22 protein-coding genes are annotated in these 16,031 nt (G+C 66.1%); 13 read left to right on the forward strand and 9 right to left on the reverse strand.

The genetic code is table 11. The annotated features are described in order from the left end of the window. Positions 1-92 precede the first annotated feature (92 nt). From rpmI to pheS, 3 genes are all read left to right on the forward strand, one after another. Positions 93-293: a 50S ribosomal protein L35 gene (rpmI, locus tag BUR94_RS00270; protein WP_074254287.1), complete on the forward strand. Its 201-nt coding sequence runs from the start codon at positions 93-95 to the stop codon at positions 291-293. A gap of 12 nt (positions 294-305) precedes the next feature. After that, positions 306-668: a 50S ribosomal protein L20 gene (rplT, locus tag BUR94_RS00275; protein WP_074254288.1), complete on the forward strand. Its 363-nt coding sequence runs from the start codon at positions 306-308 to the stop codon at positions 666-668. Between the two features lie 143 nt (positions 669-811). Continuing rightward, the gene (pheS, locus tag BUR94_RS00280) at positions 812-1,882 is read left to right on the forward strand and encodes a phenylalanine--tRNA ligase subunit alpha (RefSeq protein ID WP_074254289.1); all 1,071 of its coding nucleotides are present in this window, start codon (positions 812-814) and stop codon (positions 1,880-1,882) included. A 125-nt stretch (positions 1,883-2,007) separates the two neighbouring features. Here the strand turns inward: pheS and BUR94_RS00285 are convergent, their stop codons facing one another. Together BUR94_RS00285 and BUR94_RS00290 are read right to left on the reverse strand one after the other, a co-directional pair. Then, entirely contained in the window at positions 2,008-2,199 is a 192-nt protein-coding gene (locus BUR94_RS00285; RefSeq protein ID WP_074254290.1) for a hypothetical protein, read from the reverse strand. A gap of 248 nt (positions 2,200-2,447) precedes the next feature. Then, positions 2,448-2,657, reverse strand: a complete 210-nt coding sequence (locus tag BUR94_RS00290) for a hypothetical protein (RefSeq protein WP_074254291.1) — start codon at positions 2,655-2,657, stop codon at positions 2,448-2,450. Positions 2,658-2,974: 317 nt separating this feature from the next. On the opposite strand from BUR94_RS00290, the gene pheT reads away from it, so the two are divergent. The 3 genes from pheT (at position 2,975) to BUR94_RS00305 (ending at position 6,439) form a co-directional block, all read left to right on the forward strand. Continuing rightward, the gene (gene pheT, locus BUR94_RS00295; RefSeq protein WP_074254292.1) at positions 2,975-5,368 is read left to right on the forward strand and encodes a phenylalanine--tRNA ligase subunit beta; all 2,394 of its coding nucleotides are present in this window, start codon (positions 2,975-2,977) and stop codon (positions 5,366-5,368) included. Continuing rightward, complete coding sequence (locus BUR94_RS00300; protein WP_074254293.1) at positions 5,365-5,871, forward strand: hypothetical protein; 507 nt, start codon at positions 5,365-5,367, stop codon at positions 5,869-5,871. The genes pheT and BUR94_RS00300 overlap by 4 nt, the downstream gene beginning before the upstream one ends. A 79-nt stretch (positions 5,872-5,950) precedes the next feature. Continuing rightward, positions 5,951-6,439, forward strand: coding sequence for a hypothetical protein (locus BUR94_RS00305; RefSeq protein ID WP_139301184.1), 489 nt, complete (start codon positions 5,951-5,953; stop codon positions 6,437-6,439). Between the two features lie 21 nt (positions 6,440-6,460). Here the strand turns inward: BUR94_RS00305 and BUR94_RS00310 are convergent, their stop codons facing one another. After that, positions 6,461-7,162 (reverse strand): glutathione S-transferase family protein, encoded by a 702-nt coding sequence (locus BUR94_RS00310; RefSeq protein ID WP_074254295.1) that lies wholly within the window; start codon positions 7,160-7,162, stop codon positions 6,461-6,463. A 152-nt stretch (positions 7,163-7,314) separates the two neighbouring features. Between BUR94_RS00310 and mscL the strand changes: the two genes are divergently transcribed. Together mscL and BUR94_RS00320 are read left to right on the forward strand one after the other, a co-directional pair. Next, a complete protein-coding gene (mscL, locus tag BUR94_RS00315; protein WP_074254296.1) occupies positions 7,315-7,740 on the forward strand; it encodes a large conductance mechanosensitive channel protein MscL in 426 nt (141 codons plus the stop codon). A 159-nt stretch (positions 7,741-7,899) separates the two neighbouring features. Beyond that, the gene (locus BUR94_RS00320; protein WP_074254297.1) at positions 7,900-8,586 is read left to right on the forward strand and encodes an adenylate kinase; all 687 of its coding nucleotides are present in this window, start codon (positions 7,900-7,902) and stop codon (positions 8,584-8,586) included. A gap of 78 nt (positions 8,587-8,664) precedes the next feature. On the opposite strand, the gene BUR94_RS00325 is transcribed toward BUR94_RS00320, so the two are convergent. Next, positions 8,665-8,859, reverse strand: a complete 195-nt coding sequence (locus tag BUR94_RS00325) for a DUF1127 domain-containing protein (protein WP_074254298.1) — start codon at positions 8,857-8,859, stop codon at positions 8,665-8,667. A 336-nt stretch (positions 8,860-9,195) separates the two neighbouring features. On the opposite strand from BUR94_RS00325, the gene ruvC reads away from it, so the two are divergent. From ruvC to BUR94_RS00350, 5 genes are all read left to right on the forward strand, one after another. Beyond that, positions 9,196-9,705 carry a crossover junction endodeoxyribonuclease RuvC gene (gene ruvC / locus BUR94_RS00330; protein WP_074254299.1) on the forward strand — a complete coding sequence of 170 codons (510 nt, stop codon included), beginning with the start codon at positions 9,196-9,198 and terminating at the stop codon, positions 9,703-9,705. Then, a complete protein-coding gene (gene ruvA / locus BUR94_RS00335) occupies positions 9,702-10,370 on the forward strand; it encodes a Holliday junction branch migration protein RuvA (RefSeq protein WP_074254300.1) in 669 nt (222 codons plus the stop codon). Before ruvC ends, ruvA begins: the two co-directional genes overlap by 4 nt. Before the next feature lie 3 nt (positions 10,371-10,373). Next, positions 10,374-11,408: a Holliday junction branch migration DNA helicase RuvB gene (gene ruvB / locus BUR94_RS00340; protein WP_175570397.1), complete on the forward strand. Its 1,035-nt coding sequence runs from the start codon at positions 10,374-10,376 to the stop codon at positions 11,406-11,408. A gap of 171 nt (positions 11,409-11,579) precedes the next feature. Continuing rightward, on the forward strand, positions 11,580-12,197 hold the full coding sequence (locus tag BUR94_RS00345) for a hypothetical protein (protein ID WP_074254301.1): 618 nt from the start codon (positions 11,580-11,582) through the stop codon (positions 12,195-12,197). After that, the gene (locus BUR94_RS00350) at positions 12,194-12,571 is read left to right on the forward strand and encodes a YbgC/FadM family acyl-CoA thioesterase (protein ID WP_074254302.1); all 378 of its coding nucleotides are present in this window, start codon (positions 12,194-12,196) and stop codon (positions 12,569-12,571) included. Before BUR94_RS00345 ends, BUR94_RS00350 begins: the two co-directional genes overlap by 4 nt. Positions 12,572-12,604: 33 nt before the next feature. On the opposite strand, the gene BUR94_RS00355 is transcribed toward BUR94_RS00350, so the two are convergent. The 5 genes from BUR94_RS00355 to BUR94_RS00375 all read right to left on the reverse strand — a co-directional run bounded on the left by BUR94_RS00355 (position 12,605) and on the right by BUR94_RS00375 (position 15,902). After that, positions 12,605-13,063 carry a hypothetical protein gene (locus BUR94_RS00355; RefSeq protein WP_074254303.1) on the reverse strand — a complete coding sequence of 153 codons (459 nt, stop codon included), beginning with the start codon at positions 13,061-13,063 and terminating at the stop codon, positions 12,605-12,607. Positions 13,064-13,106: 43 nt separating this feature from the next. Then, positions 13,107-14,492 carry a sensor histidine kinase gene (locus BUR94_RS00360; RefSeq protein ID WP_074254304.1) on the reverse strand — a complete coding sequence of 462 codons (1,386 nt, stop codon included), beginning with the start codon at positions 14,490-14,492 and terminating at the stop codon, positions 13,107-13,109. A 351-nt stretch (positions 14,493-14,843) separates the two neighbouring features. Further along, positions 14,844-15,065: a 50S ribosomal protein L31 gene (rpmE, locus tag BUR94_RS00365; RefSeq protein ID WP_074254305.1), complete on the reverse strand. Its 222-nt coding sequence runs from the start codon at positions 15,063-15,065 to the stop codon at positions 14,844-14,846. Positions 15,066-15,077: 12 nt separating this feature from the next. Continuing rightward, on the reverse strand, positions 15,078-15,461 hold the full coding sequence (gene rplS, locus BUR94_RS00370) for a 50S ribosomal protein L19 (RefSeq protein ID WP_074254306.1): 384 nt from the start codon (positions 15,459-15,461) through the stop codon (positions 15,078-15,080). A gap of 246 nt (positions 15,462-15,707) precedes the next feature. Further along, complete coding sequence (locus BUR94_RS00375) at positions 15,708-15,902, reverse strand: hypothetical protein (RefSeq protein ID WP_074254307.1); 195 nt, start codon at positions 15,900-15,902, stop codon at positions 15,708-15,710. Positions 15,903-16,031: the final 129 nt, after the last annotated feature.

Genomic DNA, 16,031 nt, shown 5'->3' on the forward strand with positions numbered 1-16,031 from the left:
ATTCGCCCCTATACGCCACCTCTCATCCGCGCGGACGGGCCGACAGTGGCATGCCTATCTGCGCCAATACGACCAACTCATGGAGATGGCAAATGCCCAAGATGAAGACGAAATCGAGCGCCAAGAAGCGCTTCAAGGTGACGGCCACGGGCCGCATCAAGGCTGCCCAGGCGGGCAAGCGTCACGGCATGATCAAGCGGACGACCAAGTTCATCCGCACGGCCCGCGGCACCACGGTGCTGTGCGACGCTGACGAGAAGATCGTCAAAAAATACATGCCCTACGCCCGCTGAGGAGTTACCCAGATGTCCCGAGTCAAAGGTGGAACGACCACCCACGCCCGCCACAAGAAGGTTCTGAAGGCCGCCAAGGGTTACTATGGCAGCCGTTCGCGGAACTTCCGCACCGCAACCCAGGCCGTCGACAAGGCCAACCAGTACGCGACCCGCGACCGCAAGAACCGCAAGCGCCAGTTCCGCGCGCTGTGGATCCAGCGGATCAACGCCGCCGTGCGCGCCCATGACGAGGCCCTGACCTACTCGCGCTTCATCAACGGCCTGGCGCTCGCCGGGATCGAGGTGGACCGCAAGGTGCTGGCCGACCTCGCCATTCACGAGCCCGATGCCTTTGGCGGCATCGTCGAGAAGGCGAAAGCCGCGCTGGCTTGAGGCCGGTTGCACAGAGATCGCAGGGGCCGTCCTTCGGGGCGGCCCTTTTGCTTTGGGGCAGTGCCCGGGCGGGCTGACGCATCCCGCCTTGCACCCTTGAGCGCCGCGCTATAGTCCATGCGCCGAAGCCAAGGAGGCCAGGCATGGACGAGCTGCGCGGGAAGTACATCGAGGCAATCGCAGGGGCGGCCGACGAGGCCGCGCTCGAGGAGTTGCGCCTGGCTGCCGTGGGCAAGAAGGGCGAGGTGAGCCTCAAGATGCGCGAGCTGGGCAAGATGAGCCCGGAAGAGCGCCAGGTGGCCGGCCCGGCCCTGAACGCGCTGAAGGACGAGATCAACGCGGCCCTCGCTGCCCGCAAGGCCGCGCTGGGCGACGCAGCGCTGGATGAGCGGCTGAAGAGCGAATGGCTCGACGTGACGCTGCCTTCGCGGCCGCGCCGCCAGGGCACGATCCATCCGGTCAGCCAGGTGACCGAGGAGGTCACGGCCATTTTCGCCGACATGGGATTTCGCGTGGCCGAAGGCCCGCAGATCGAGACCGACTGGTACAACTTCGATGCGCTGAACATCCCCGGCCATCACCCGGCCCGCGCGGAAATGGACACCTTCTACATGGCCCGCCAGGAGGGCGACAACCGCCCGCCGCATGTGCTGCGCACCCATACGAGCCCGGTGCAGATCCGGTCGATGGAGGCAGGCGGCGCGCCGACGCGGATCATCTGCCCGGGGCGGGTCTATCGCGCCGACTACGACCAGACCCATACGCCGATGTTTCACCAGGTCGAGGGCCTCGCCATCGACCGCGATATCTCGATGGCCAACCTGAAGTGGGTGCTCGAGGAGTTCTTCACCGCCTTTTTCGGCACCAGCGTGAAGACCCGCTTCCGGGCCAGCCACTTTCCCTTCACCGAGCCTTCGGCGGAGGTGGATATCCAGTGCAGCTTCGAAGGCGGCACGGTGAAGGTGGGCGAGGGCGACGACTGGCTGGAGGTGCTGGGCAGCGGCATGGTCCACCCCGACGTGCTGCGCGCGGGCAAGATCGACCCTGACGAATGGCAGGGCTTTGCCTTCGGCATGGGGATCGACAGGATTGCCATGCTGAAATATGGCATCCCCGACCTGCGGGCCTTCTTCGAGAGTGACCTGCGCTGGCTGCGGCACTACGGATTTGCCGCGCTGGACGTGCCGACGCTGCACGCGGGCGTCTCGCGGTAGAGCGCGCGGCGGGGCCTGACACCCGGCGCCGACGAAAGAGGGCGCGGCGATATCCAGCCCCCTGGAACACCGCCGCGCCCGCGCTTTTGCCCCCACCCGAAACTCTGTTCAGGCGGTTGGTCTCCCTATTCGGGGAGAACCCCCTTCACGAAGGCGACCGACCCCTGGTCGATCACGTCCATGATGGTCCCGCGCGCCAGGGCCACGGCCTTGGCGTCGAGCACCGGCACGGCGATGACGGCCGCGGCGGTGAGTGTCAGCACGACGAGCACGGGGAAACGTGCGCCGCCTGCAACGGTCTTGAGGAAGGTTTGCATCTGCTCGTCCTCGCACTTGTCGTGTGCCGGTGTTCCGGCTTCCACGGTCTCTGAATGCGCCCCGGTTTTTCGGGTGTCGCAGCGTCATCTAGCCGCCGAAAAGGGGCGAGATCAGGGCAAGTTCTAGGTAAAATTTCGGAAACAGAACGGACCAACGGCGCAGATTGTTTCCTGTCCAGAAAACGGCCGCCCCGCTCCGAGGCCGGAAACGAGGGGAATCGGCCTTGGAGCGGGGCGGAGAGGCACGCCTAGTTGGTGGCGGCTTCGTTCTTTGCGGCTGCGCCTTCGGCGCGCAGGCCGGGAATGAGGTCTGCCACCGGCGTGTTCCACAGGCGCGCCGGGTTCATCCGGCACAGCGCACGGTTCAGCTCGATGTTGTCGGTCAGCTGGTGGCAGGTGGTGCCGCCGGCGCCATCCGGCGTGTTCGAAATGAACCCGAGCCCGATGAGCACGAGCACTGCAATGGCAAGTGGGCGGAGGAATCCTCCGAGGGAGTCGAGAACGGACGACAGCATTGGAACCCCCAAGTATCCGTCTGTGAATCGGCCCCCACCGGTTCACGCCCTTGATAGGGCGCAATTATGGCGAAATTTGGGCAAAGGCGGCGGGTTTGTGTTGAATGCCGCTGTCTCGGGCCGCCCGGCCAGGGCATGGAGAGACCGCCGGACGCGCTTTTTTGAGGCCACGCCCCCGTGCCACGGCCCGCCCGCGCCGGTCTTCCCCCTCTGCATCCGATGCGTTAAACCGCGCCGGCAAGCCCTGAGAGGACGACCCGATGAAATTCACCCTGAGCTGGCTCAAGGAGCACCTGGAGACGGATGCGAGCCTTGATGACATTCTCGATGCGCTGACCGACCTCGGCCTCGAGGTGGAGGGAGTCGAGAACCCCGCCGCGAAGCTCTCGGCCTTTACCATCGGCAAGGTGCTCGCCGCCGAAAAGCACCCGGATGCCGACCGGTTGAAGGTGTGCAAGGTGATGACCGACGAGGGCGAGACCCAGATCATCTGCGGAGCGCCCAACGCGCGGGCCGGGATCACCGTGGTTGTGGCCAAGCCGGGCACCTATGTGCCGGGCATCGACACCACGATCCAGGTCGGCAAGATCCGGGGCATCGAGAGCCACGGGATGATGGCCTCCGAGCGGGAGATGGAGCTCTCGGACGAGCACGACGGGATCATCGAGCTGGAGAGCGGCGAGGTGGGCGAGCGGTTCACCGACTGGCTCGCGGCCAACCGGCCCGACACGGTGGACCCGGTGATCGAGATCGTCATCACCCCGAACCGCCCCGATGCGCTGGGCGTGCATGGCATTGCGCGCGACCTCGCGGCACGCGGGCTGGGCAGGCTGAAGCCGCTGAAGGCCCATAGCATCGAAGGCAGGTTCGAGAGCCCCGTGAAGGTGAGGATCGCCGAGGATGCGGCGGATGGCTGCCACGTGTTCCAGGGCCGCTACATCCGGGGCGTGAAGAACGGGCCGAGCCCGGCCTGGCTTCAGAAGAAGCTGCGCGCCATCGGGCTGCGGCCGATCTCGGCGCTGGTCGATATCACCAACTACTTCACCCATGACCGCAACCGCCCGCTGCACGTGTTCGACGGCGGCAGGGTGAAGGGCGACCTGCTGATCCATCGCGCCAAGGGCGGCGAGGCGCTGCTTGCGCTGGATGGCAAGACCTATGCGATGCCCGAGGGGGCGCTGGTGTTCTCGGATGACAACGGCGTGGAAAGTGTTGGCGGGATCATGGGCGGCGAGGAGGCGGGCTGCACCGAGGAGACGGTGGATGTGATCCTCGAGGCCGCCTACTGGGATTTTGTCCAGATCGCGCTGACCGGGCGCGCGCTGAAGATCAACTCGGACGCGCGGTATCGCAACGAGCGCGGCATTGATCCGGGCTACAACCGGCAGGCGGTGGATGATGCCACGGCGATGATCCTCGAGCTCTGCGGCGGCGAACCCTCGGAGCTGATCGAGGCCGGGCAGGTGCCCGATGTGAGCCGCGCCTACAGGCTCGATGCCGCGCGATGCTCGTCGCTCGTGGGCATGGACATTCCGGAGGCGACCCAGAGGGCCACGCTGGAGGCGCTGGGCTTCGTCATGGAAGGCGACATGGCGAATGTGCCCTCCTGGCGGCCCGACGTGAAGGGCGAGGCGGACCTGGTGGAAGAGGTGGCGCGGATCGCCTCGCTGACCGGTCTGGTCGGCAAGCCGATGCCGCGTGTCACCCCCGGCGTGCCCAAGCCGATCCTCACCGAGAGCCAGCAGCGCGAGCGGATCGCGCGGCGGACCCTTGCGGCGCTGGGCTACAACGAATGTGTGACCTACAGCTTCATCGACGAGGCGACGGCGAAGCTCTTCAGCGGCGGCGATGAGGCCACCAGGCTGGAGAACCCCATTTCCAGCGAGATGAGCCACATGCGGCCGGCGCTCCTGCCGGGTCTGTTGCAGGCCGCCGCCCGAAACCAGGCGCGTGGGTTCAATGACATGGCGCTCTTCGAGGTCGGTGCGGCCTTTCACGGCGGCGAGCCGGGCGAGCAGCACATGCTGGCGACCGGCCTGCTGGTGGGTGCGACCGGCCCGCGCGACAGTTTTGCGACGCGCCGCGACGTGGACCTGTATGACGCCAAGGCCGATTGCGAGGCCGTGCTGGCTGCGTTGGGCGCGCCCGATCGTGTGCAGTTTCGCCGCGAGGCCAATGACTGGTGGCATCCGGGTCGGTCCTCGGTGATGGCGCTCGGCCCCAATGTGCTGGCCGTGTTTGGCGAGATTCACCCGAGGATCCTGCGCGAGATGGATGTGAAGGGCCCTGCCGTGGGCTTTACCATCTGGCCCCAGGCGGTGCCGGAGAAGAAGGCCAAGGGCGCCTCGCGCGGAGCCGTGGTGATGGCCGATCTCCAGGCCGTAGAGCGCGACTTTGCCTTCGTGGTCAACGCCGACGTGGCCGCGATGGACCTGATGAACGCCGCGCGCGGGGCCGACAAGGCGCTGATTGCCGATGTGCGGCTCTTCGACCAGTTCATCGGGGGTGCGCTGGGCGAGGGCAAGAAGAGCCTGGCCATCACGGTGCGGATGCAGCCCACCGAAAAGACGTTGACCGATGAGGATATCGCCGGTGTGGCGGCCAGGGTCGTCGAGAAGGTGACCAAGGCCACCGGCGGTGTGCTGCGCGGGTGACCCGCTGGCGCTGGGCTGTGGTGGCCGCGGTGGTGGCCGCCAACATCCTGGCGTTCCTGCCGCTGCTGCGCCGCGAGACGCAGGTGACGTGCCAGCCCGAGATGGCGCTGCCCGAGGGCCTGCTGGCCGGGGTGGCGCCGGACGGATTGGTGCATGAGCTGGTCGGCCTGGATGCGACCTGGCACCTCTCGGGGCCGCAGAGCCTTTCCAACGACGGCATCGAGACCGCCGACGGCGTGAAGCCGTGGCGCGCCGAGCACGTCAGGCACCTGTGCACCGAAGGCCTGCCCTGCGCCCTCAAGATCGAGACCGACGACCGGTTTGCCCTGCTCTGGGTCGAGGCCTCCGAGCCCGGCTACTCGGGCGCGATGGTGGTGCAGGATGCACCCGACCGCCGCCTGACGCTCTCGGCCGCGGCGGAAGAGACCGCCGAGGGAGCCGCTTGCGGGGTGCTGGCTGCCTGGTTCGCCTTTGTCCGAACCGAGCGCTTGCTTCCGGACTGATTGAAAATAGTATGCCGTCATCATGAAACCGGCGTCGTTGCCGGAGCATTGTACCCCAGAGGTTCGAAGGAGGAGGTGTATGGTCCGGACATCGTTGGCAACGGTCTGCGCGTTGGTGCTGTCGTGGCCAGCCGTGGCCTGCGACATTTCGCTGCCGCTGGGCGAAGGCATGTTCGATGACCTCGATGCGCCGCTCGATCAGCTGACGGGCCTGCCGGACAACGCCGGTGCATTCGAGTATCTCAACGAACGCTATCTCGACACCATCCACCTGACCCACAACGGCAAGACCTTTGCCTGGACGGCAAAGAACACGGCCGCAACCTGCGCGCGGCCGGGGCAGGGCAGGACGTGCCGAGTGGTTGCGGATACCGAGACGCGGTTTGGCAAGATCTCCCTTGCCAAGGAGGATACGGGCGCCGTGACGCTCTACCGCTACAGGCTGCTGATGGTTGACGGGCGGCGCCATGTGCGCCTTTTCCCGAGGCCGGCGGCAACCCGGTTGATCGCCGCCTGCAATCTCATGAAATCGGTCGATGCCTTTCGGCGCACGTGGATGCACCGATAGCGGGGCACCCAACCGGCTGGTTCAACCCTCGCGCGGCGGCACGTTCAGGCCGGCCTGCACGGCGGGGCGGGCCTTGAAGCGCTCGATATAGGCGGTGACCCGTTCGAGCTGGGGCAGGCCGACGAGCTCCTCGGCGCCGTAGAACTCCAGCCCCATCAGCCAGGGCACGATCGCCATGTCGGCGATGGAGTAGTCACCGGCGACCCAGTCCTTGCCCTCGAGCGCGCCCTCGAGCACGCCGAGCAGGCGCCTTGCCTCGTTGATGTAGCGCTCGCGGGGGCGCGGATCCTCGATCTCGGAGCCGGCGAACTTGACGAAGAAGCCGAGCTGGCCAAGCATCGGGCCGAGCCCGCCCATCTGCCACATCAGCCATTGGGTCACGACATGCTTTTCGGCCGCTGTGGTGCCGTGAAACCTGCCTGTCTTTTCGGCGAGATAGATCAGGATCGCTCCGCTCTCCCAGAGCGCCAGCGGCTTGCCGCCCGGGCCGTCGGGGTCGATGATTGCAGGGATCTTGTTGTTGGGGTTGAGGCTCAGAAACTCGGGGCTCTTCACGTCCTTGTCGGACACGGTCACCCGGTGCGCCTCGTAGGGCAGGCCCATCTCCTCCAGCGCGACGCCGATCTTGCGGCCGTTCGGGGTGGGAAAAGAGAAGAGCTGAAGCTTGGTGGGGTCTTCCACCGGCCAGCGGCTGGTGACGAAGAACTCGGATAGGTCAGTCATAGGTCGGGTCCCTGATTGGTCTGGTCGTCGCTACGTAGCCTGCGCGTTATCGAAAAAAAGCTACAAAATTGCAGAGGAATGGTTAAAAGCTGCACAGCCGCGGAGAGGGCGTGCGACCTCTGGGCGCAAGAGCAAGACAAGGGACAGTACACATGATTAACGAATTCAAGGACTTCATTGCCAAGGGCAATGTGATGGACATGGCTGTGGGTATCATCATCGGTGCCGCCTTCACTGCCATCGTGACCTCGCTGGTGGGTGACCTCATCAACCCGATCATCGGCCTGTTCACTGGCGGTATCGACTTCTCGGGTTGGTTCTACATCCTGGGCGAAGGCGACTGCGCCTCGGTCGAAGCCTGCCAGGAGGCCGGTGTGGCTGTTTTTGCCATTGGCAACTTCCTGATGGCGGTCATCAACTTTCTCATCATCGCCTTCGTGGTGTTCATGCTGGTGAAGATGGTCAACCGGGTGAAGGCCGCTGCCGAGAAGCCCGAGGAAGTGGCCCCCGAAGTGAAGAGCGGCCCCTCGGAGCTGGACGTGCTGCTCGAGATCCGCGACGCCTTGAAGAAGGCCTGATCACGGCTGAAATCACGGGAAAGGGCGCCCGCTGCGGCGCCTTTTTTCATGTCCGGTCGCGCGGTGTGCAATGGTATGCCGTGGGGCGGTTTTGCCGCAGGCTTGCCCTCTGCGTTTGATGTTAACCATGGGTCAGCCACGGATGAAGGAGGACGAACCATGAGGGCACAAGAGAAGGCAAGGCCGGTGCTTATCCTGCTCGGACCGCCGGGCGCGGGCAAGGGGACCCAGGCACGCAGGCTCGAAGAGCGCCATGGCCTTGTGCAGCTCTCGACCGGCGACATGCTGCGCGCGGCGGTGGCCGCCGGCACCGAGGCCGGCCGCGCGGCGAAGGCCGTGATGGAAGTGGGCGGTTTGGTCAGCGACGAGATCGTGCTGGATATCCTAGCCGACCGGCTGACCGAGGCTGATGTGCAGGAGGGCGTGATTCTCGACGGCTTCCCGAGGACCACGGTGCAGGCCGAGGCGCTCGATGTGATGCTGGCCGAGCATGGCGAGCGGGTGACGGGGGCAATCTCGATGGATGTCGATGACGCCGCCATGGTGAGCCGGATCGCCGGACGCTTCACCTGCGGTGCCTGCGGCGAGGGCTACCATGACAGTTTCAAGCCGACCGTCGTGGAAGGCGTTTGCGATGCCTGCGGCGGAACCGAGATGAAGCGCCGCGCCGATGACAAGGCCGAGACAGTCGCGGCGCGGCTGGAGGCCTATCACGCGCAAACCGCGCCGCTGATCGACTACTACGCGGAAAGGCGGCTGCTCGACCGGGTCGATGCCATGGGCGAGATCGACGCGGTGACGGCGGCGCTTTCGGCCAAGGTCGAGCGGATGCGCGAACCGGCCTGACCTGGCCAAACCGGCAAGAAAAGGGGGCGGCACCTTGCGGGGCCGCCCCTAGTCATTGCCATTTCTGGCAGGGAGAGTTCAGAGAGCCTCGAGGTCGCTGCGGCACAGGCCGATATCGTCCAGCTCGCGGTCGGTGAGCTTGGAGAGGGCGTTGCGGGTCACGCGACGGTCGTTCCACTCGGCGATGATGGCGGTGGGACGGGTGAGGAAACGGGTGATCCTGCCGGCGAGGGTGCTGCCGGAGGCGCGGGTGGTCGGATCGAAGTAAGCCATCGGAATAGTCCTTTGTGGCGCGGATACGGGGGAGGGCGGCTTCAGGGGCCGCTGCATTCTGAGGCTCAATTAGAAGCGGGATGCACATTAAACAAGCGCCGTGAAAACATGCCCGATATGCATTGTGTGCATAGGTCATGTATCCACTAACCTGCTGTAAAGAAGTGTGAAATTCCAGTGACGCTCCTCGCCGGGAATTGTCGTTTCGGGGTCACGTAGCGTCGGTTCTGCTCCCGGAAGGGTGGCGCGGCTGTCGCATTCCCGCTTGGGATTGTTCACGTTTCGTGCTAATCGGGTAAAAAGCGCTGCGAACTGCAGGCATTCGAGAGGGCGAGCATGCGTATCATCGGGGTCGATCCGGGCCTGCGCAACCTGGGCTGGGGCGTGATCGAGGCCGAGGGCAGCCGGATGGTGCATGTTGCCAATGGCATCTGCCACAGTGATTCTGCCGCCCCGCTGGCGATCCGCCTGCAACAGCTCTTTCGCGGCCTTTGCGCCGTGATCGCCGAACATGCGCCCGAGGCAGCCGCCATCGAGGAGACCTTCGTCAACCGCGACGGGCAGGGCACGCTGAAGCTGGGCCAGGCCCGCGGCGTGGCGCTGCTGGCGCTGGCCGAAGCTGGGCTCGCGCCGGGGGAATACGCGCCCAACACGGTGAAGAAGGCGGTGGTCGGCACCGGCCACGCCGCCAAGGGGCAGATCGCCCATATGATCGGCCACTACTTTCCCGGGGTGAAGACCGCGGGGGCCGACGCGGCGGATGCGCTGGCGATCGCCATCTGCCACTCGCACCACACCGGCCCGGGTGCCGCACGGATTGCCGCCGCCCTGAGGGCCGCCGGATGATCGGCCGCATCGCCGGGCGGCTGGATTATCGCGCCTCCGACCACGTGCTGATCGACGTGCGCGGCGTGGGATACCTTGTCTATTGCTCCGAACGGACGCTGGCCGCCCTGCCGGCCCCCGGCGAAGCGGTGGCGCTCTACACCGACCTGCTGGTGCGCGAGGACAACCTGCAGCTCTTCGGCTTTCCGACCCTGCTGGAGAAGGAGTGGCACCGGCTGCTGACGAGCGTGCAGGGGGTGGGGGCCAAGGTCTCGCTCGCCATTCTCGGCACGCTGGGGCCGGAGGGCGTGGGCCGGGCGATCACGCTGGGCGACGCGGCGGCGGTGAAGTCGGCGCCGGGCGTTGGCCCCAAGCTGGCGGCACGGGTGGTGAACGAGCTGAAGGAGAAGGCGGCGGGCGTGATGGCGATGGGCTCGTTTCGGGGCGGCGCGCTCTCGCCGGACCCGGGGGAGGTGGTGGAGGCCGATGTGCCCCCGCCCACCCGCGCGGCCGCCCCGGTGCAGGTGGCGGGCGGACGAGCCGAGGCCCAGGCCGATGCGCTCTCGGCTCTGGTCAACTTGGGCTACGGACAGTCCGAGGCCGCCCAGGCGGTGGCCAGTGTGGAGGGCGAGGATGCCTCTGCCCTGATCCGCGCGGCGCTGAAGCTGCTGGCGCCGAAGGGGTGACGCATGCCCGAACCTGAGAACATGCCCGACCCCACCCTGCGGCCAGAGCCGCGCGAGGAGGATGGCAGCGCGGGGGCGTTGCGGCCGGAAACGCTCGATGACTTTACCGGGCAGGCGGAGGCACGGGCGAACCTGAAGGTCTTCATCGAGAGTGCCCGGCGGCGCGGGCAGGCGATGGATCACACGCTGTTTCATGGACCTCCGGGGCTTGGCAAGACGACGCTGGCGCAGATCATGGCCAGGGAGCTGGGCGTGGGCTTCCGGATGACGTCCGGGCCGGTGCTGGCGCGGGCGGGCGACCTTGCGGCGATCCTGACCAATCTCGAGCCGCGCGACGTGCTCTTCATCGACGAGATCCACCGGATGAACCCGGTGGTGGAGGAGGTGCTCTACCCGGCGATGGAGGATTTCGCGCTCGATCTCGTCATCGGCGAGGGGCCGGCGGCGCGGTCGGTGCGGATCGAGTTGCAGCCTTTCACCCTGGTCGGCGCGACCACGCGGCTTGGCCTGTTGCAGACGCCGCTGCGCGACCGCTTCGGGATTCCGACGCGGCTGGAGTTCTATTCGGTGGAGGAGCTTCACCGGATCACCCTGCGCGGCGCTCGGCTTCTGGACATCGCCTGCGACGAGGACGGCGCCCGCGAGATCGCCGCCCGCTCGCGCGGCACGCCGCGTATCGCCGGGCGGCTCTTGCGCCGGGTAGTGGATTTTGCGCTGGTGGAGGGCGACGGGCGGATCACCAAGCCCATCGCCGATGGTGCCCTGACCCGGCTCGGGGTCGACAGCCTCGGCCTGGACGGGGCCGACCGGCGCTACCTGAGCCTGATCGCGGAGGCCTACCAGGGCGGGCCGGTGGGGGTTGAAACGCTTTCGGCGGCCTTGAGCGAGAGCCGCGACGCGATCGAGGAGGTGATCGAGCCCTACCTGCTGCAACAGGGGCTCATCCAGCGCACCCCGCGCGGGCGCGTGCTGGCGCAGCGCGCATGGTCGCACCTTGGCATGGCGGCGCCCGACCGCCTCTCCGATCTGTTCGATTGACCCTTGCTCTCGCCGGGTTCCTGCCGGTCTGCTGATGCTTGCCGCCTCGGTCCGGGCGGGTGACAGGCCGGGCGAGAGAACGGCGGCGGGGCTCCCGGGCCGTCCAAATACAGCCGCCCCGGATGGGCGTCCCGGCTTTACCCTTGCGCCGCGCTGGGGCATCAAGCCAGCATGAGCCCTGACGACATCGCCCGCCTCTTCACCCGCCCTGACGGGACATATCACTTTGCCCGGTGGCAACGGCCCATCGTCCCGATCGTCTTCGGGGTGGAAGACGAGACGCTGGCGGTGGTGAAGGGCGCCTGCGAGGCAGTCGTGGCGATGGCGGGCCACAAGATGGCCGAGATGGACCACGACCAGGGAGCCAACCTGTTTTTCTTCTTTTTCCGGGAGTGGGAGGAGTTGCTCTCCGTGCCGGACCTTGGCGGGATGATCCCTGGCCTCGATGATCTTGTCGAACGCCTGGAGAGGGCCGGGGCCTCGAGTTACCGGGCGTTTCGATTCGAGGCGGAGGGGGCCATTCGGGCGGCCTTCGTCTTTGTGCGGATGGATGCGGGCAATTCGGCCATGTCGGCGGAGGCGCTGGCGCTGAGCCAGGTGGTGCAGGTGATGCTCGACTGGGGCGAGGGCGCCTTTGCGGGAGCCTCACCGCTTGGGCTTGTGGAGGGGCGCGCGGTGCTGCGGCCGGAGATCGCCGAAGTGATCGTGGCGGGATACGACCCGGTCATGCCTGCGGTGGCCCATGACCCGAGCCATGCGCTCAGGCTGGCGGCGAGGATCGGGCGATGAGCCATCGGTTCGAGACCGACGTGTTTTACGAGGACACCGACCTGTCGGGCTTTGTCTATCACGCGAACTACCTGAAATTCATCGAAAGAGGCCGCTCGGCCTGGGCGGCCGGCCTTGGGGTGGACCAGACTGCGATGCGCGAGGCCGGGCTCGTCTTTGCCGTGCGGCGGATCGAGGCGGACTTTCTGGCGCCCGCGCGATTGGGCGACCGGCTGGTTGTGGAGACCTCGGTGGCCAGCCGGACGGCCGCGCGGATGACCCTTTTGCAACGGGCGTTCCTCGGGGAGAAAGTTCTGTTCGAGGCGCTGGTGACGCTGGTGGCGATGGGCACCGGGGGCAGGCCGGTGCGCTTGCCGGAGGCCTTGAGGTCGTAGCGGCCCGGCGGCGAGAACCTCGCGCGTCGGCGATCAGCTGATCGGCGCGGGTGGCTTGCAGCGGATGTGGAGGTGGGTGCATCGGGGTGGGGACCAATCGGTGCGGTCCCAGCAATAGGCCTCTCCGTCCTCGATCAGGCGCAGGATCCAGATAACCGGCGACCCGGCATCGGTGCGCCGTTGCTCGCCATGCAGGTACATGGTGATCGAATCCGCATCGCTTTCGATGACATCATACACCCCTTCCTGATCGGTCTCTCCGAGGTAGTTGACCATCGGCCCGTCCCAGGTGAACCAGGACAGGCTGCGCTCTTCATTGAAGGTGACCGTGTGGGGGTTTTCGTCGCAGTGCATGTCTTGCACATTGGGAAAGGCCCAACGGTTGGCCGCGAGATGGGCGAAGATATCGGCAGGCCCGGTTGGCCCGGTCTCCTGCGCGGCGACGGGCAGGGCGAGGGACAGCAGGACGGCGGAGGCGAGGTGGCTGCGCATGACGCGAGCCTAGACGCCAGGCCGCGCCGTGCAAGGGGCGAGATCAGGTGCGGGCCCCTCGGGCGGGCTGCGGCTGGACCCGAACCTCCGACAGGTCGCAGCTGTCTGCTTCACGGGTCTCGGGGGGCGGGCGATCGTTGGCGTGGGCCGGAAGATAGAGCGTGAACCGGCTTCCCTTTTCGGGTTCGGATTCGACATGCGCGTGACCGCCTGTCTGCCGGGCAAAGCCCTCCACCATGGCGAGGCCGAGCCCGGTTCCGCCGCCCTTGGGCTTGGTCGAGAAAAACGGGTCAAACACCCGTCCGATCACCTCGGGCTGGATTCCGGTGCCGGTGTCGCTCACCGAGAGTGCCACGAAGTTTCCCGGCGGCAGGAAGCCGGGGCGGGCCTCATGCGGGGTGATGTGGCGCGCCTCGAAATGGATAGATCCTCCGTCCGGCATGGCGTCACGCGCATTGATGGCAAGGTTCAGGAGTGCCGCCTGCAGCGTTGTTTCATCGGCAAGGATCAGGGGAAGGGCGGTATCGGCCTCGGCAGTCAGGCCTATACCCTGCGGCATCACGCGCCGCACAAGGCGCTCGACCTCGAACAGCGACCGGCCCGCGTCTATCCGCTGCGGCACGAGCATCGCGTTGCGGCCCAAGGCTAGCAGCTGGCGGGTCAGCGAGGCGCCGCGCCAGCAGGCGGTCTGCGCCTCGCTGGCGAAGGTGCCGCGCTGCTCGGCGTCCTCCGACAGCTGCATCAGCTCGAGGTTGCCCTGGATGACGCTGAGCAAATTGTTGAAATCATGCGCGATACCGCCGGCAAGCGTGCCGATCGCTTCCATCTTCTGCGCCTGGAAGAACTGCCGCTGGGTATCCTCGAACCGGCGGTGCGCCTGGTTGGCCTCGTACACGGCGACCAGGAAGTAGACGATGATTGCACTGGCCAGAATGACGGAAGTGTAGAACAGCGGCCCGCCGCCCGGGGGCTGCCAAGTGGAGGCGGCGATGACCACAAATGAGGCGGCAAGGGGGACCATGTAGGCCGCCGAGATCTGCCAGACCCGTGCGCGCACGAGGAAGACGTTGAGCACGCCGGCGACCAGCAGGATCAGGGCACCGTACTTCAGGTTCGGGTCTGGGTGCAGCCAAAGATAGGTGGGCAGGGCCGCGTGGGCAGTTGCGATCAGGCCGGAGATGAAGACCATGAGCCAGAAGAAGCCGCGCGAGCTTGCCGAGGGCCAGGCCGCGAGCACGGCCTTTTCGAGCGCGACGCAGGCGTAGTAGGTGCCCAGCCACAGTGGAAGGATCTCCAGCCCGAGCAGGAGGGTGCCGGCCACAGTGCCGATGAACATCAGGGCGATGCGTGCAACGAACTCTGGGCTACGCACGCGCTCCGCACGGCGCAACACGTCGATGCGTGCGCTGTAGTCTGTGTGATCCGTCATTCTTCCCGAGAGGTAAAGCGCGGAAATCGGCTCCAGCCGCCGCAAATCCGCGCATACCCATGCAATAGCTAATCATGCCAACCAAACTCATCGTCAGGTAGAGGAATACAATCAAGAGGAGAGGTTGGCAATTTAATTTTAGCCGAGGCCTATGAATTGTAAGTTTATATCAAAACATATATGGCGAATGCAACTATTGGACGGATGCAGCGAGAGGTCGGATGGGAGGAGCCTTTTCTGCGGCACCGGGGCGGGGTGACGCGCGTGCCAGCGGGCTCGATAGGAGTTGCGCGTGCCGCAAATGAAAACGCCGCCCCGGAGGGCGGCGCATGGATCGCATGGAGGGCGGGCTCAGAAGCCGAGGCCCTCGTACTTTTTCTTGAACTTCGACACGCGGCCGCCGGTGTCCATCAGGCGGGTGTTGCCGCCGGTCCAGGCCGGGTGCACCGAGGGGTCGATATCGAGCGACAGAGTGTCGCCTTCCTTGCCCCAGGTCGATTTCATCTGCACGACGTCGCCATTGGTCATCTTGACGTCGATGATGTGATAGTCGGGATGCAGGTCTTTTTTCATTGTCTCTGCTCCTTACGCGTCAGCGCCGTCGAGCGGCTTGTAGTTGGAAACCTCGGCGATCCGGGCAGATTTGCCGCGGCGGGTGCGGAGGTAGTAGAGCTTGGCGCGGCGGACGCGACCACGACGCACCACTTCGATGCTGTCGATGTTGGTCGAGTGCAGCGGGAACACCCGCTCGACGCCCTCGCCGAAGGAAATCTTGCGCACGGTGAACGAACCGGCGATGCCCTTGCCGTTCTTGCGGCTGATGCAGACGCCTTCGTAGGCCTGCACACGGGTGCGGGTGCCTTCAGTCACCTTGTAGCCGACGCGCACGGTGTCGCCGGCCTTGAAGTCGGGAATGCTCTTCCCGAGGGAGGCAACCTGTTCGGCCTCCAGTTCAGCGATCAGGTCCATCTGATCCACTCCTATGTTGCCCGTGGTATGCCACGGAGGTTTGGCGTGTCTCAGAGCTTCGGGTTTTTTGCCGGGTCCGCCGATGTGCGCCCCGCCGAAGAGTTCAGCCACTATTCCTTGCTTCGCGTCCGGCAAGGCTGATGCCAAAGGCCGAACGGTCCGGCAGGCGATTCCGCCTGCAGACCGGCGCTGTGTAGGGGCTTGGCCCCTGTCGATCAAGGGGTTTCTTGCCGCCAGTCGCGGCGGTCAGCCGGGATTGCGGAACTGGCGTGCCCACCAGCGCGGGCTGAGCAGGTGGGGTTGAAGAAACGCCACGAAGGCAAGCGCCAGCGGAACGCCGAGAAACGGCGTGGTCAGGATGAGCAGCACCAGCAGCAAGGCTGCAGGCACGATGAGCACGACCTTGGTGGCCAGCGGCAGGTTGGCGAGGTTCTGTCTCACGGTATTTGATCGTCTTCCGGTTCTTTCCAGGCAACAGACTGCCAGCGAAACGGGGCGCCGGGGTGGCGGGGACAGGGCGGCACGTAGACAGGTGGGAAACGGTTTGTTTTCAGCCGGTTGAATGTGGGC

The organism is Vannielia litorea (assembly GCF_900142295.1).
Taxonomy (GTDB): Bacteria; Pseudomonadota; Alphaproteobacteria; order Rhodobacterales; family Rhodobacteraceae; genus Vannielia; species Vannielia litorea.

Excerpts from the sequence above, each read along its gene's own strand:
- rpmI (WP_074254287.1), top strand. The coding sequence starts at position 93 with ATGCCCAAGATGAAGACGAAATCGAGCGCCAAGAAGCGCTTCAAGGTG.
- rplT (WP_074254288.1), top strand. The coding sequence starts at position 306 with ATGTCCCGAGTCAAAGGTGGAACGACCACCCACGCCCGCCACAAGAAG.
- pheS (WP_074254289.1), top strand. The coding sequence starts at position 812 with ATGGACGAGCTGCGCGGGAAGTACATCGAGGCAATCGCAGGGGCGGCC.
- BUR94_RS00285 (WP_074254290.1), bottom strand. The coding sequence starts at position 2,199 with ATGCAAACCTTCCTCAAGACCGTTGCAGGCGGCGCACGTTTCCCCGTG.
- pheT (WP_074254292.1), top strand. The coding sequence starts at position 2,975 with ATGAAATTCACCCTGAGCTGGCTCAAGGAGCACCTGGAGACGGATGCG.
- BUR94_RS00305 (WP_139301184.1), top strand. The coding sequence starts at position 5,951 with ATGGTCCGGACATCGTTGGCAACGGTCTGCGCGTTGGTGCTGTCGTGG.
- BUR94_RS00310 (WP_074254295.1), bottom strand. The coding sequence starts at position 7,162 with ATGACTGACCTATCCGAGTTCTTCGTCACCAGCCGCTGGCCGGTGGAA.
- mscL (WP_074254296.1), top strand. The coding sequence starts at position 7,315 with ATGATTAACGAATTCAAGGACTTCATTGCCAAGGGCAATGTGATGGAC.
- BUR94_RS00320 (WP_074254297.1), top strand. The coding sequence starts at position 7,900 with ATGAGGGCACAAGAGAAGGCAAGGCCGGTGCTTATCCTGCTCGGACCG.
- BUR94_RS00325 (WP_074254298.1), bottom strand. The coding sequence starts at position 8,859 with ATGGCTTACTTCGATCCGACCACCCGCGCCTCCGGCAGCACCCTCGCC.
- ruvC (WP_074254299.1), top strand. The coding sequence starts at position 9,196 with ATGCGTATCATCGGGGTCGATCCGGGCCTGCGCAACCTGGGCTGGGGC.
- ruvA (WP_074254300.1), top strand. The coding sequence starts at position 9,702 with ATGATCGGCCGCATCGCCGGGCGGCTGGATTATCGCGCCTCCGACCAC.
- ruvB (WP_175570397.1), top strand. The coding sequence starts at position 10,374 with ATGCCCGAACCTGAGAACATGCCCGACCCCACCCTGCGGCCAGAGCCG.
- BUR94_RS00345 (WP_074254301.1), top strand. The coding sequence starts at position 11,580 with ATGAGCCCTGACGACATCGCCCGCCTCTTCACCCGCCCTGACGGGACA.
- BUR94_RS00350 (WP_074254302.1), top strand. The coding sequence starts at position 12,194 with ATGAGCCATCGGTTCGAGACCGACGTGTTTTACGAGGACACCGACCTG.
- BUR94_RS00355 (WP_074254303.1), bottom strand. The coding sequence starts at position 13,063 with ATGCGCAGCCACCTCGCCTCCGCCGTCCTGCTGTCCCTCGCCCTGCCC.
- BUR94_RS00360 (WP_074254304.1), bottom strand. The coding sequence starts at position 14,492 with ATGACGGATCACACAGACTACAGCGCACGCATCGACGTGTTGCGCCGT.
- rpmE (WP_074254305.1), bottom strand. The coding sequence starts at position 15,065 with ATGAAAAAAGACCTGCATCCCGACTATCACATCATCGACGTCAAGATG.
- rplS (WP_074254306.1), bottom strand. The coding sequence starts at position 15,461 with ATGGACCTGATCGCTGAACTGGAGGCCGAACAGGTTGCCTCCCTCGGG.